Below are 16,104 nucleotides of genomic sequence, written 5' to 3' on the forward strand. Positions count from 1 at the left end.
TATGTCCCTTGTTGGTCCCTTTCAATGAATCCACTACTTGTAGGTTCCAAAATACTTTCATTTAATTGATTTGTATTATATCTCTTCTGTACCAATTGAGATTCACCAATAAGATCAATTTGTCCATCCAATTTTAAATAATTGGTTACCCATAAACTATGTCCTGAATTGGTTTCATCTTGTGGGCCTGTATTGGTTATGGTAATTTCCCCTGTATCTACCAAAAAACCTAACAAGGTTAAATCTTGAGAATTACAAATGATGTTATGCCCGGTTTGCACAATGTTCCAGTCGATGGGAGTGCTGCTGTCTATCCCAATACTATTTGGGAAGTCCCAAACAGAGTTGCCATATAGCCACGGAGTGCTTGGAGATAGGTCTGTCCAATTACCATTGTTAATAGTGGTATATGGAAGTGGAGCCGTATCCTCTTGCCAAGTGGTAATATTTCTAAGTTGACCATTAAAGGCACCCGTACCATCGGTTGGTACAATAAATCCATTCATGACCTCCGTTGCTTGGTTCATTCTATAGTAAGCGACAAGGTTGTTCCAACTTAATCCAGGAACATCTATAGGAACAACACTTCCTCTAACAGCTCCACCATTATCTATAATTTGTTGGTTCATCATCATTCTTATTTGTGGAGGAGTCAAAGCCGTATCCCAAAACCTGAATTCCTGCATCCAACCTTCATAGAAATTTATAGGGTTAGGGTTGCCTCCGGCTGCGGCTTGATCCATAGCTCCCAAGAGGAATTCGTAGGATGTATTTGAAGGTGCACTACCAGAAGCGGAACCCACTTCAATGCCATCTACATACATCAAATAGTTGCCTCCATCAAAGGTCACAGCAACATGATACCATCTACTTGTGTTGATTGGATAACTTGAGGAAACTGAATTATTGTCCCAATGAAAAGATAGGATATTATTAACGAGTCTTAAATCATAACCTGAACCGTTGGCAGAACCATCGCGTTTGGATAAAATAGTCTGTATATTTCCATTGGTTGCATCGGGTTTTATCCAAACTTCAAAGGAGAAGGCTGCATTTGGATCATAGTGATTTCTAAATGTTACGTTGTCGTCAATACCATCAAAATCCAGGGTAGCACAGGCTGTAAATGAAATATCGATGGAATCGGTAGAAGGCTCACAGGCCACATTATCAATGGTCCAAGCCAAAGTGTAAGTTTCTCCCGGCATTCCAGTAAATGTCGCAAAGCGATCTGTTGTGTCAGAAAAAGCAAAACCATCCGTCTGGCCTGAAGTGACGGTCCAGTTTCCTCCTAAGGAGTTATGATAGGTTGTCGGCCCAGGAAATGGATCGTTGGCACTAAGAGAGGCATAGGTCAGCCCACATTCTGTCGTGTCAAAAATTTGATCTACTCCAGCTTGGGCAATGATATTGTCATAAACCTCAATGTCTACAAATTCTGAATTTTCAGGCGTTACGGTATAGCCACAACTATTCACTAAATAAGAGGTAACAGCATAGGTGTGCATGCCTGGTTCTGGAGGAGTTACGTCTATTTCATTGGTGAAATACATAACATCTTCACCTATATCAGTCCATACTATAACATCTTCTATTGGAGGTGCAGGTAGGGTAATGCCATCCATGGCAACCAGACTTTCTGGAGTATTTCCATTATAGGTAAATTTGACTCTTAAATTAGGAATCCCCAAAAGGTTCATATCTGGATAGGTGGAAAGATCGTAAGAAAAATGATTGACGGAAAAAGGATTGTAGTTTCCAGATTCCACTCCAGGACCACCGTTTACTTCCCATAAAGGAGTAGGTAAATAGGTTGCTCCTCCATCAATGGAAATTTCAACTAGAAAATAATCGTCTTCATCAGGCAGCACATAGGCATAATCAAATTCAAAAATGGCATCTTCCAAACCAAAAGTGTTAAATATAGGTGTTTCTAGTTGGGTATTAATTTCTCCATCGGCAATGGCAAATTTGGGATCACCTGAATCTAAAAACACACCTCCTCCAAAGGGATGAGGATTGGTTCCTGACCAATCATGAGGAGGATTGGTATTGTCTCCATTGGCTGTCCAGTTACCGGTTTGACCATCAACTAACCAACTGTCAGGGTCCTGAGTGTTTAATTGACCGGTTTGAAAATTTCCTCCAGTAATAAACTGCCCATTAGCGATGCTACTTTCAGCCGTAAAATGAGAAGAATCCCCTAAACAGAGGATGTAGTCTGATACGGTTACAGGGCTAGGTCTCAAATCGCTAGGAACTACACTTACCACAGCAACCTGCGAATAGGTTTGTCCACAACTTCCGCCATCTACCAAAACTCTATATAAACGAGTGTCCAAGATGTCGGTATATGAAATGGAAGTGCTGTCGGTAACGATATCAGTCCAATTTTGGCCATTGTCATCAGAATATTGCCAATGAATTACGGAGCCGGAATGACCTGAGAGTGTCAAATCACCACCGGTTTCGGCACATACTAATAATACAGAACTAGAACTTAAGGTCCCGTCAGGACCAATGGCAGTCCCTGTAATTATTCCTCCATTTACAGGAGGATCTATCGTAATTTCAAAATCAGAGGAAACAGCTTCACAACCATTGGAAGCTGCAATTGTGTTTGTAACTGTGTAAGTGCCTGGTTGGCTAGCTGAAAGATCGATTATTCCCGTAGGTGAATTGTTGTCTCCATCAGAATCAACAAAAACCAAATTTGGTGACGAAGACGAAAATAAACCTGCAATTCCGCCTCCTGTAAAAACTGGGCTAGGGTCTGTTCCTGATTGGCAATATTCCGCATCAATACCGGGATCACCATAATAGAAAGTTGCCACAGGTAGGGGGTCTATACTGATTGTGGTTGTAGCTACAACAGCTTCACAACCATTAGCTTCAGCAATAGTATATGATATGGTATATTCTTGAACAGTGCTTGTATTTGCCGAAATCTGGCCTGTTGAGGGATTGATATTCAGTCCAGCAGGAGATGCACTATATGTTCCTCCACTGTTATTGGTGCCAGTTAAAGTAACAACAATTGGAGTGGCGTCGGTTTCACAATACGCAGGTTCGTCATAACTAATATTGGCCGTTGGTAATGGAGAGATTGTAACGTTGGTGGTTGTGGAAACAGCGTCACACCCCCCGGAAGCAGGAACAGTATATAATACTACATAGGTGCCCGGATCACTTGAGGAAGGGGATATGGCACCGGTTGAAGGGTCAATAGTTAATCCAGAAGGCGCGGAATAGGTTCCACCAGTATAGGCATTAGTCCCAGTTAAAGTAACTGCTTGTTCCGTTGCAATGTTATCGCAAAACGGACTGTCTGAATAGATTATGCTTGCTGTGGGGAGGGCCGTGACTGTCAATATTTTCGGAGAAGACGAAATACTTGGGCAAGTCCCTCCAGGTCCTGTAATTACAACATAATAGCTTCCCGAATCTGAGGTTGTTGGATTTGAAATGGTTAGTTCAGAGGTGTCTGCGCCTGAAATGTTTCCACCATCACTCAGGGCAATGTCAGGACTTCCCACCTGGTGCCATTCATAGCTTGTAATAGTTCCTTCAGCATCCACGCTAAAAACAGCATCGTTACCTTCACAAATTTCTAGATCTGTAGATTCACTGGTAATAGTGATTTCCTGGTTCACATTTATGCTGAAAGCATTTGAGGTTGCAGGCGTACAACTACCGTCACCACTAACAATCACGTAGTAAGATCCCGCATCGCTCATGCTTACTTGGCCGAAACTTAAGGTGCTGGAGGTTGTATTGGAAGTGATGCTAATATTGGAATTTGAAGTGATAGGAGTGCCTCCCGGAGCCGTGCCACCATACCATTGAAAGGTGAGATCATCACCCGCTCCAATTACCGTGAAATTCGCTGCTTCACTGGCACATACTCCTAAATTCTGAGGTTGCGTGGTAATAACAGGCGGTTCTTTAATGGTAATAATTCCAGATATGGAGGCTGGTTCACAACTGCCTTGAGTGTTTACAGTATAGTTGAAATCTCCCGATATACTTGGTGTGCCCGAAATTGTAAATGTAGAAGTCCCATCAAAATTTTGAGTTACTCCAGAGGGAAGGCCACTTGCCGTAACATTCGTAATGTCTCCTGAAACAGTAAACTCTATAGGATCTAAAGCATCGCCCAAACATATGGTTTGGTTTATATTGGAAGGGGTATTGATTGTTGCATCAGGTGTAACTGTTATGGTTGCAGTGCCAGAAAGTGTTTCTTCACATGATGGAGAAGCAACGTAGGCAATACTTAGTAAATTATAAGCTGTATCGGTTGTTAGATTCCCGGTATCTATTGTGAAAGCAGCATTCCCTGTATCATCTGTTGTCGCGCTTAAAGTTTGATCGCCACCAGTATCGATATTATACGTTATTGTAATATCACTGTTAGGAAAGGCTGTGGCCGAAATTGTGATTTCGGAACTGGTATTCTCACAAATCGGGGAGTCACCTGAAATACTTATGGAAGCAAAAGGCGTGTCAAGAACGGTAATATTTCCAAGGGTATTGGCTTGAACACAGTTTCCAATGGTCTGTACCGTATATTCAAAATCTCCAGCATCGCTTGGGATTCCTGTAATGGTAAAGGTTGAATTGACATCGTCATAAACTAAGCTTAATCCAGAAGGAAGTCCAGTAGCGTCAACATTTGTAATGTCTCCCGTAACATCAAATACTACTGGGTCTAAAGAGTCCCCTAAACATATAGTTTGATTATTGTTTGAAGGTGTAGTGATGGTTGCATCCGGAGTAACGATTATGGTTGCTGAATTTGAGAGCGTTTCTTCACAGTTTGGTGAATCAACATAGGCAATACTAACCAAATTATAGGTGGTATCTGCTGTCAAGTTACCTGTATTAACAATAAAGGAGGCATCTCCAGAACCATCGGTTGTTGTGTTAAAAGTTTGGGGAGTAACTCCATTGATATTGTAGGTAACCACAATATCGCTATTTGGAAAGGCAGTGGCCGAAATAGTGATTTCGGAACTAGTATCTTCACAAATTGGGGAGTCTCCTGAAATAGCTATGGAAGCTGAAGGCGTGTTTAGGACTGTAATAGTACCTGATTCCGAAGCCAGTTCGCAGGGACCTGTGGCTTCAACCGTGTAGCTAAAAGTTCCAGGTTCATTAGCAGTTCCTGAGATTGTAAACAATGAAGGATTGCTGTCATCGTAGCCTATTCCTATTGGCAAGTTTCCACTAAGTGATACATTGGTAATGGTGCCTCCAATTGTAAATTCTATGTCGTCCAAAGAATCTCCCAAACATAAGGTTTGATTGTTATTTGAAGGAGAGCTCATTGTAGCATCAAGATCTACAGCTATGGTTAGTGAATCAGGAAGTGTTTGTGTACAAGTGGGAGTTTCGGCATACGCAATGCTTAGTAAATTGTATGTGGTATCTGCTGTCAAGGTTCCTGTGTCCAATACAAAAGAAGCATTTCCAGAGCCATTGGTGCTTAGATTGATGGTTTCATCAGCACCTCCATTAATATTATAGGTAAGAATAAGCTCCATATTGGGGGAGGCCGTAGCTGAAAAGGTAATTTCAGAACTATTACCTTCACAAACAGGATTTGCTCCGGTAATGCTTGCAGTAGCGGTTGGATCTTCCAAAATAAAGATTTGCATTGTATCGATTACAGTTCCTCCATCAGCACAAGTATTATTTGTAATATTACCTGTGGTATAAATTGTAATTGTAATGATGTCTCCCGGATTTGTATTGTTGGGAAGGTTGTATGTTGGATTTAATTGACCATTAATACTTCCATTTGGGAAGTTAAAACTACCTCCGTTTACAGATGCTGACCAGTCAAAGTGATTTTTATGGTCTACAACTCCTCCAATAGCCCCTTGCAGCTCAACAGAAGTTTCATTAGAACATATATATTGATCAGTACCAGCATTTACATAGGCAAAAGTGTCTACGGAAATAGGTAGGCTAATTACTGAACTATCACATGGGTTTGTTAGGGTTACAGTTATGTTTCCAGTAGATGCTGTTGAACCTGCCGTAACAGTAATTTCCTCTGTACCTTGGCCTGAAGTGATTGTGAATCCAGTAGGAACAACCCAATTGATATTAGTGACATTCGAAGGGTCTGAAATGCTGATGCTGTATGTTTCTGTAGCAGGGGGACAAATTCCCGTAACCCCAATAATTTCTGTTGGTGTTTCAGGTGGCCCGGGAAAAACAGTAATGGTACCATTTGAACTTGCCGTACCACAGCCAGTTGTGTTTACTATATAGTTATAAGTTCCAGATACAGCTGTTGAACCATCAATAGTGTAGGTATTAGTCCCAGAATTGTAATTTCCTGTAAATTCTGCTGGAAGACCACTAATAGTAGCACCAGTTGCACCGCCTCCTAAATTGAAAGTGATTTGTGAAATGTCCTCGTTAAAACAAACTTCCTGATCGGCATTTCCTGAACTTAATGCAATTGTAGCATCGGGAATGATTGTAATCGTGATTGAGTCTGTATTATAACATCCCGTGGATGAATTTTCACCTCTTACAAAGTAAGTTGTAGTGCTGCTTGGGGTGACATTTGGAGAAATTGAGTTAGCACCATTATCAGCTTCAGATTGCGTTTCGTGATAAGTAAGGGTAGTGTCCAAAGAACCGGAAGCAATTGAACTCAAATCAAAAGAAGTTCCTAAACAAATATCTTGATCTGTGCCAGCATTTACAGTTGGCAGGTCGTCAATGGAAATTTGAATACTAGCAGTATCATAACAACCAGTTCCTAGTTCACTTCTAACCCAGTAAGTTGTTAATGTGGTAGGAGATACTATTGTAGATATTGCTGAAGTACCATTCTCAGCATCAGTTTCATTTTCATAAAAAGAAAGCGTTCCACCACCATTATTGTCTACTAGGCTATTGAGGTCTATACTGGATTGCCCAGAGGCACAGACCGATCCATCGGAAGTTGTTAGAGCAGGTAATGGGTTTATTGAAATACCCATCATGTCGGTTACATAACAACCAGAGGCTAGTTCACTTCTAACATAATAAGTTTCTGGGCTGGTCGGGCTAACAAGGGCTGCTATTGGATTTAAGTCATCATCAGCATCTGACTGAGAGCCATGAAAAGTAATTGTTGTACCAGTGGTAGTAACCAATGAATTTAAATCGACAGAAGACTGCCCTTCTCCACAAACGGATGCGTCTATTGTACTAAGCGTCGGTAATGGATTTACCGTAATAGTTACGGTAGCAGTATTTTGGCAGCCATTGGCATCAGTTCCTGTAACTGTATAGGTTTGGGTAGATGCAGGAGAGAAAGGCACGTTGTTGAACACTCCCTGATCCCAAGTATAAGTACTTGCCCCGCTTCCAAATAAAGTAACTTCTTCTCCAAGACAGATTTCAATGTCTGAGGCATTAGCCTCAACGGTTGGGAGTTCATTTACCATAATCTCAATAGAAGCAGTATTTTGACAGCCATTGGCATCGGTTCCTGTAACTGTATAGGTTTGCGTGGTTGTGGGCGAAAAGGCAACGCCGTCCGTTACCCCTTGATCCCAAGAATAGGATTGCGCTCCAGTTCCTGACAAGGTAACCTGATCTCCAAGACATATTTGAGTTTCAGAAGCATTGACGCCCACTGCTGGAGGGGCATTAACCGTCATGGAAATACTGTTACTAGTAGCTGTGGAAGGGGCTGGACATTGGACACTCGGATCAGGGGTCATGACCAATTGGATTACGTCTCCATCATTTAAATCACTAGCGGTATAGGTGGAAGTTGTTGCTACTTCAGATGAATTGAGTTGCCAAGAATAACTGGGATTAGCCCCCATATTTAAGGTTGATGCTGGAATAGTTGAAAAAGTAACCGATTCCCCCTCACAAATGGTATTGTTGGTAGCTTGGATAACTACGGAAGGCGTGACGGTAGTGTTTACAGTTAGTGTAATATCATCACTTTCCACAGGGCAAGCAAAATCATTAGAAGTAATCTCAACTTTTACTTGGGTACCATCTGCTACGGGATTGTTCAGTGTTAATTGCGAGTCTGGTGATGGTCCAGAAACTGCTGAAAATCCAGAACCGGTATTTGTGTACCAAGTATATTCCACTCCATTGCCAGTATTGTTGGGAGTGGCATTGAAGGTAATATCCTCATTAGAGCAAAGGGTTGTTCCCGTAGTACTTGCAATGGCAACGGAGGCTGAAGTACTGTTGTCTGTAACAGTTACTGTCGCACTACAGGAACTGCTATTACCAGCTGCATCTTCTACAGTTAAGGTGACTGTATTGTCTCCTATATTGGAGCAATCAAATGAAGTAACGCTCAAATCCCAACTTACAATTCCACAATTGTCATCAGAGCCAAAATCAATATCGCTTGGTGAGATTGAAACATTCCCAGTTGAAGGCTCCAATGCAATGGTGGTATTTTGACATTGTACGTCAGGGGCTGTTGTATCATTAACAGTAATGTTCTGTACAACGTTTATGGAGTTTCCGGCCAGGTCTGTAACCGAATAGGTTCTAGTGATGGCCTCTGGATTTGAGTTCCCGTCAGACACGTCGGAGACGTGGGCCACTGTAATGGGGCCTGCACAGTTATCTGCCTCGTCATTTACGACCGAAATGTCCACAGCCGGGACATCGGCCGAGCACTGAACATTAATAGGGACGGGGTCAGAGGCCGTTGGATCCGTTATATCGTCTACAGTAATGGTCTGTAAGACGTTTATGGAGTTTCCGGCCAGATCTGTGACCGAATAGGTTCTGGTGATGACCTCTGGATTTGAGTTCCCATCAGACACGTCGGAGACGAGGGCCACTGTAATGGGACCTGCACAGTTATCTGCCTCGTCATTAACGACCGAAATGTCCACAGCCGGGACATCGGCCGAGCACTGAACATTAATAGGGACGGGGTCGGAGGCCGTTGGAACCGTTATATCGTCTACAGTAATGGTCTGTAAGACGTTTATGGAGTTTCCGGCCAGATCTGTGACCGAATAGGTTCTAGTGATGGCCTCTGGATTTGAGTTCCCGTCAGACACATCGGAGACGTGGGCCACTGTAATGGGGCCTGCACAGTTATCTGCCTCGTCATTTACGATTGAAATGTCCACAGCCGGGACATCGGCCGTGCACTGAACGTTAACAGGGGAGGGGTTGGAGGCGGTAGGAGCTTCATTATCATTTACAGTTACAGTAAAATTACAAGTGTCAACAACATTATTTGAACCATCTAATTCCTCAAAAGAAACAGCCGTGGTTCCAATAGGAAATACACTCCCAGAAGAAGGGCCAGCCGTTTGCTGTATAGTGTTTCCTGTATCAGGAGTTGGGTTAAAAATAACAGTGGCACCACATATCCCAGGATCATTACTTACGGTTATATCACTAGGACAATTATCTATATTTAGTGCTGAGATAGAATTTGAAGATTCAACAAGATTTTCTGTTATCGAAACATTATTGCTTAAAATGATAGAAACATCATTCAGACTGATGTATTGATCTATTAAATTGGTTTTAGGGAAGCTGAGATTTGAAATTAATAACAGCACAGCCAATTGGATAACGCTTGGGTAATGGTATTTCATAGTCACATTGTTGTTAATAGGGTTATGAAAACCTGGGGCAAACAATACCACAACAACCAAAAATCAATCTCAAAAAATCTTTTGGTTATTGTAGAAACAATGGCTATTAATCAAGCTGTTACTTGTATTAAGGAGTTACTTAAAAGTATCTTAAAACCAGTAGGTTATAAAATAAAATCGACAAACAACACCTTTTAACTTTATGTGCTTTTTTTGGTAGGAATTTTATATTAGTTTCGTAGGTTTAATCTGTAACAGGTTGATTTTAAGTTGTTTGATTAACGTGTTTTGCGGAGGTAATGGATTCTAAATAATCTCTAATTTTAACTGAAATTTATCCGTAAATGTTGTTTCTTGTTGTACGAAAAGACACAATCAAATGCGGGACCAAAACTTTTTAAAAACAATCTTGTTTTCAAAAGCGAACATGTATAAAAAATCCCTTTTGGGAATCTTCTTTTGTACGCTGGTGGTTCTACCTTCAAATATGATGTCTCAAGAAGACACTCCTCAAGGAGAAACTGTCCAAGAAGAAAAACCTAAGGTAGCCTTGGTGCTTAGTGGAGGTGGAGCTAAAGGGATTGCCCATATCCCTTTGATACAAACTTTGGATAGTTTGGGGATTGTTCCGGATATGGTTGTGGGTACTAGTATGGGAAGTGTTGTTGGAGGTCTCTATGCTATGGGCTATTCTGGAGATAGCATTGCAAAATTGGCTCAAACCGCAAAATGGAACGATTTGTTGGGAGGAACTGTCTCGCTAAAAGATGTAGGCGTAGAAGAAAAAAGTGAGTTTCAACGGTATTTGTTGAGTCTGGATATTGTGGATGGTAAGCCCCAAATAAAACCCTCTATTTTGAAAGACCAAAATCTAAGGGAGTTTTTCAGCCTTTTAATGCATCCAGTGTATAATATTGACAATTTTGATGAATTGGCCATTCCTTTTCGTGCTATTGCCACCGATTTGGTAAATGGGCAAAAAGTAGTGCTCAAAGATGGACAATTGGGTGTCGCTGTTAGAGCAAGTATGTCCATTCCTAGTGTGTTTGCACCTGTACCTTACAACGGGACACTATTGGTAGATGGAGGGGTTGTGGATAATTTTCCTGTGGATGTTGCTAAACAAATGGGAGCAGATATTGTTATAGGGAGTGATGTGGGGGGCGGACTGCAACCTATAGAAGAGCTCAATAATATGGCGACTATTTTGTTTCAAACGTCCATGCTCACCAGTAATCTTAAAAATGATGAAAGTAGGGCCCAATGCGACATCTTACTGGACCATACCAAAAATCTCACCTATTCCACCCAAGATTTTGAAAAGAGCGGTGCTATTTATGGAGAAGGTAGAATCGCCCGGGATTTGAGTGTACCAGCTTTAGTGGAGTTAGCCGAAAAACTAAAGCAATTTCCCCAAAGGGAGCATCAATTGCCGGAGGTTACAGATACTATCCACATTGATAGAATTGTGTATCAAAACATAAGTGAGGCCAATTTAAATTTAGTCAAGGCCAGGACCTTGTTGGAGGCCAATAAAAGTTACACCACCAAGGAGATTATCTTGGCAATTGATAGGGCAATGGGAACCGAGCTTTTTTTTCAGATAAATTACTATTTGGAAGAAAAAAATGGAGTCACAACCTTAAATTTGGTAGTGTCCGAAAAAAGTAGGCATCAACTAAGTGGTGCTTTGCATTATGATACCAACCATGGAGTTGGGCTAATCGCAAATTATACCGGTAGAAACATCCTTGGCAATGCATCTCGATTGTTAGTGGGATTGGACATTGCAGAACAGCCAAGGTTTAGGGTTCAATACCAAACCAATTTTGGAAAGCTTAAAAAGTGGTGGTCACGAACAGAGTTCTTTTGGGAGCGCATTAATCAGCACTATTACGGGAATGGGGTAAGAGGCGACGAACTGGTAAATAAATATAACAGATTCAATACTCAATTCAATAGAAACCTGAACCCTTTCAAAAGTTATATTGGTGTAGATTTGGCTTATGAATATTCGAATATCAAGCCTAAAACAGATCCTTCGGTCAATAATAATGCCTATGATGTTAGGCGTTATAGCTTTGCAAATTTAGAGCTGAGTGCGCACTTTTCTTATAACAGCTTCCACCAGGTATTTTTTGCAAAACGAGGCACTAAAATCTATACGAGAATAGGGAGGTCCTTGGTGCATGATGTTGACGTGTCTTATGTAGAGCAATTTGAATATGATGCCCATGGTAGTACCGACGGCTTTACAAAGGTTAGTTTTGAATATGAAAGGCGCATACCCTTGGGGGCCAGTACTTCGATAATTGTTGGGGCCGATGCCGGTTACATGTTTTTGGATGCTCCTGATGATGAGGACATTTCTTTTTTGGATCACGGACATTCGGGAAAGTTTTTTTTAGGCGGTTACTTGGATAAACCTAGGCGTGATACTTATAAATTTCAGGGTATTGACCATGCTGAATTGGTTGTTACACAATTCACCAAATTCAATTTGGGATGCCAATGGACTCCCATTAGAAAAATCTACATAACGCCTTATGCCAATTGGGCCTATGTGGGATTTGGTGGCTTTTCCGATTATATGAAAAATGCCTTTAAGGAGCAGGACAAATGGATCAATGCAAACGATCCTGGTATTATGTTTTCTACAGGCGTCACTTTTTCTTATGCGTCCTTTTTAGGGCCTGTTCATCTGGATATGAGCTATATGAATAATTTAAATAGATTACAGCTCTTTTTTGGAGCGGGTCTCTTGTTGAATATTCCAGATTAATTACAGGGCTATTTTCACTTTTAAAACCTCAAACCAACCATGAAATTATTAAAGCATATTTCGCTTGTAGGCATCGCTGTAGGTGTCTTAAGTTCCTTTACTATTGCGGAGACTAATGTGTATATTTGTAAGGGAAAATACAGTAAAAAATACCATTACAATAAGTCTTGCCGAGGCCTGTCCAACTGCTCTACCGATATTTACAAAGTGTCCTTAGAGGAAGCAAGGGATTTACAGCGGACACTTTGTGGTTGGGAAGATTAGTAGCTTAAATTTAAAAAAAAAGTACGTATTGATGACGGTTGAGGATATTGTTGGCAATTTTAGCCTTTTGGGAAAGAATCAGGATGATACCGAACATTCCTATAAAGGCGTTTTGACTTTGGAATTGGATGCCAACAATAGAATAGTGGCCAATTGGTTGATTAACGGAGAACAAGTGCAAACGGGTACAGGGTTTTTCAAGGATCAAATTTTAGTATTAAATTTTAAATACAGCGGTGAGGACGGAAACACTTATAAAGGGGTTGCTGTTTATAGATGTATTTCCAAAGATATCCTGGACGGATTTTGGTCCGAAAAGCATGGCAACCCATTGTATTTGGGAGAAGAACATTGCTTTAGGATTAAAGATAAAAAGGAACTCGTTAATTAATGATTGGTATGCAATGTCCGTGCGACCCATCCAAATTATATCATGAATGCTGCCAAAAGGCGCATGATAACCTTCTGTCGGTGAATACTGCCGAAGCTTTAATGCGTTCCAGATACAGTGCTTTTGTATTGGCGGATATTGACTATTTGCAGAAAAGCCACCACAGTAGTAAACGGCCTTCAAGGCGAGAGAAGAAGGAAATTCAGCAATGGGCAAAGTCTGTAGATTGGATAAAATTGGAAGTACTGAATACCACGAAAGGAACAGCCTCAGACGATACGGGAACTGTAGAATTCAAAGCCTTTTTTATGGAAGATGGCCAAATACAGGTCATCCATGAAAACTCTAGATTTTGCAAGGAAAATGGCCATTGGGTATATCTGGATGCTGTGAAATAAAAGATTCAAGCATGCACGTTAAATAGAAAATCGTTGAGGTGCTATTCCCCAGAAATAGCACCAAAAGGATTTTGTTCTTTTATAGGGAAATATGCCTTTCCCTTTTCGGTATCAAAAGTGATTTTTTGTCCTTTAAATTCCAAGGTGCATTCACCACCTTCTTTGGAAAATACTTTAACATCAACCGGAATGCCAGCTTCCCAGGTAATATCTACAACAAAGCCACCACGGGCACAAAGTCCTTTGTAGCTTCCATTGGCCCAAGATTTTGGGAGGGCAGGCAACAGACGAATGCTTCCTGATTGACTTTGCAATAGCATTTCTGCAATACCGGCAGTTGTTCCAAAATTGGCGTCAATTTGAAACGGTGGGTGCGAAGTGAATAGGTTAGGATTGGTACTTTTTTGCAGTACCATTTCCAATCCATGGAGGGCATTTTCAGCTTCTCCCAATCTAGCATATTGATTGATCAACCAAGCAGCACTCCAACCTGTATGGCCACCACCATTGGCAATTCTAAAATCCAATGATTTCTTTGCTGCAGCAGCCAATTCAGGGGTTTCCTCAACATCTATTTGATAGCCTGGATGCAAACCAAATAAGTGGGAGATATGACGGTGCCCTGGCTCTACTTCCTCGAATGCTTCGTTCCATTCCATCAATCGGCCATCGGCACCTATTTTTGGTTTTGCCAAACGTTCTTGGGCAACTGTTACCTGTTGTACAAATTCATCGTCTATTTCCAGTGCATTTGAGGCATCTATAAAGTTTTTGAAAAGTTGCCAAATCACCTGTTGGTCGTGAGAGGGGCCCATAGAAATTTGGCACTTGCTGCCATCTGGAGCAATAAAGGTGTTCTCAGGAGATACTGATGGCCCAGATACCAAAGCGCTTGTAAGCTTGTCTTCAACCAACCAATCCATGTAAAATTGGGTTGAAGTCTTTAAAATAGGGTAGGTGTCTTTCAAAAAGGCTTTATCCAAAGTGAAGTAATAATGCTCCATGATATGTGAGGTCAACCAAGCGCCTCCTGTGACGTGCATGCCCCAACTGGCACCTTCTCCCGGAGAGGTGTAGCCCCAAACATTGGTGATAGGATGCACCACCCAACCATCAGAATTATAATGGACTTTGGCTGTTTCCGATCCTGGAGTTTGCAGTGTTTTTGTCAAGTCGAAAAGCGGTAGGTGCATTTCTCCTAAGTTGGTGGTTTCGGCTGGCCAATAATTCATCTGTACATTTACATCGGTATGGTAGTCGCCATTCCAAGGGGTTTGTACTTTATTGGCCCAAATGCCCTGTAAATTGGCAGGAAGGGTTCCAGGTCTAGAGGACGAAATCAATAAGTAGCGCCCGTATTGAAACAACAATTCCACCAAATGTAAATCGGTTGTTGAGGTTTTAAAGTTTTGAAGCCTTACATCGGTTGGAATGGTATCCCTTAGGTTGGAAGTTAAGCTTAAATCGACTCTTTTGTAGTATTGTTGGTAATCTGTTACATGCCTTTTTAAAAGGTCTTCGTAAGACGTTTGTTTTCCATTTTGAAGGTGAGTTTGGGTAAGGTCTTTATAAGGACGTCCTTTATATTTTGGATAGTCCAACACATAGTCTGTTGAGGCGGTTAGCAATAAGGTAACTTCATCAGCATTTTTAACCACAAGCTTATCGTCTGTATAACTAAGGTCCCCATTTTTGTTGACTGCAGAAAGACGCACCATATAGTTTAGGCCTTCACCTTCTTTACCGTCGGTCATAGTGCCTTCCATGATCAATTGATCATTTTCAACATGGATTTGAGCATGTTCTGGTCTACTCATACTACTGTTGAAGGAAAGCTTTCCAGCTTGGTCCGCCGTTAATTTAATTACCATTAATTGGTCTGGATGGCTCACAAAAACTTCCCGTGTATAGTTGACACCATCTTGGGTATATTGAATTCTGGAAACCGCATCTTCAAGATCCAGTTCTCTATGGTAGTTTTCGTAAGGTTGTTTGTTTTCAAAATCAATCCACAAATCACCCAAGGTTTGGAAGCAGCCAAAAGGAACATTGGCCCCGCTACCGTATCCCGACCCCACTCCTTTACAGATTTGGGTAGCGTTGGTAAGTTCTGTAGCCTCTTTGTACTTGCCTTCGTATAAAAGCTCTCGGATCTTTCCGAGGGCTGGAAAAGCGTCTGGATTGTTATTGTCGTTTTCACTTCCAGACCACATGCTTTCTTCGTTCAACTGAATACGTTCCTTGTGCACATCGCCAAATACAACAGCTCCAAAAGCGCCATTTCCCATCGGTAGGCCTTTCAACCACTCCGCGTCATCGTTCCATCCATTTGGATCGTCGGTTACCGAAGCCTTGGCAGGTTCCTTGTACCATAATTTCATATTGAAAGTCTGTGGCTCAACAGCTTTTTGTTCACAAGAAGTGAAGGCTATAGTAAAGCAAAAACAAGCAAGAAGATATAGTTTGGAATTCATATGGATGGCGTGTTCTAATAATTTTTAAGGGTTAAGGTCTAAATGACCTTAATAAAATGTAAAGATAACCAATTACCCTGAGATGGTTACGTTTTTGAAAGGTTCTAGGTAGATTTAACTCGATTTTTTAGCTGAAGTTATTCAAGGTTTGATGCTTCCATGGAAATATCCGTACTTTGGTAATTGA

6 protein-coding genes are annotated in these 16,104 nt (G+C 41.3%); 4 read left to right on the top strand and 2 right to left on the bottom strand.

Annotated features, from left to right (window positions below; translation table 11 throughout):
• Positions 1 to 9,608 (bottom strand): LamG-like jellyroll fold domain-containing protein (locus ZA05_RS00045; protein ID WP_157514466.1); only part of this gene is annotated, 9,608 nt, incomplete at its 3' end.
• A gap of 427 nt (positions 9,609 to 10,035) precedes the next feature.
• Here ZA05_RS00045 and ZA05_RS00050 point away from each other — a divergent pair.
• From ZA05_RS00050 to ZA05_RS00065, 4 genes are read left to right on the top strand one after another with little or no spacing between them, the layout of a single operon-like run.
• The gene (locus ZA05_RS00050) at positions 10,036 to 12,390 is read left to right on the top strand and encodes a patatin-like phospholipase family protein (protein ID WP_053989826.1); all 2,355 of its coding nucleotides are present in this window, start codon (positions 10,036 to 10,038) and stop codon (positions 12,388 to 12,390) included.
• A 39-nt stretch (positions 12,391 to 12,429) separates the two neighbouring features.
• Complete coding sequence (locus tag ZA05_RS00055) at positions 12,430 to 12,654, top strand: hypothetical protein (RefSeq protein ID WP_053989827.1); 225 nt, start codon at positions 12,430 to 12,432, stop codon at positions 12,652 to 12,654.
• A 31-nt stretch (positions 12,655 to 12,685) separates the two neighbouring features.
• Positions 12,686 to 13,045, top strand: a complete 360-nt coding sequence (locus tag ZA05_RS00060) for a hypothetical protein (RefSeq protein ID WP_053989828.1) — start codon at positions 12,686 to 12,688, stop codon at positions 13,043 to 13,045.
• Positions 13,046 to 13,053: 8 nt separating this feature from the next.
• Positions 13,054 to 13,443: a YchJ family protein gene (locus tag ZA05_RS00065; RefSeq protein WP_053989848.1), complete on the top strand. Its 390-nt coding sequence runs from the start codon at positions 13,054 to 13,056 to the stop codon at positions 13,441 to 13,443.
• Positions 13,444 to 13,484: 41 nt separating this feature from the next.
• Here ZA05_RS00065 and ZA05_RS00070 read toward each other — a convergent pair whose 3' ends face one another.
• On the bottom strand, positions 13,485 to 15,917 hold the full coding sequence (locus tag ZA05_RS00070) for a glycoside hydrolase N-terminal domain-containing protein (RefSeq protein ID WP_053989829.1): 2,433 nt from the start codon (positions 15,915 to 15,917) through the stop codon (positions 13,485 to 13,487).
• Between the last annotated feature and the right edge of the window lie 187 nt (positions 15,918 to 16,104).

This window comes from Mangrovimonas sp. TPBH4, from assembly GCF_001280505.1.
Classification (GTDB): domain Bacteria; phylum Bacteroidota; class Bacteroidia; order Flavobacteriales; family Flavobacteriaceae; genus Mangrovimonas_A.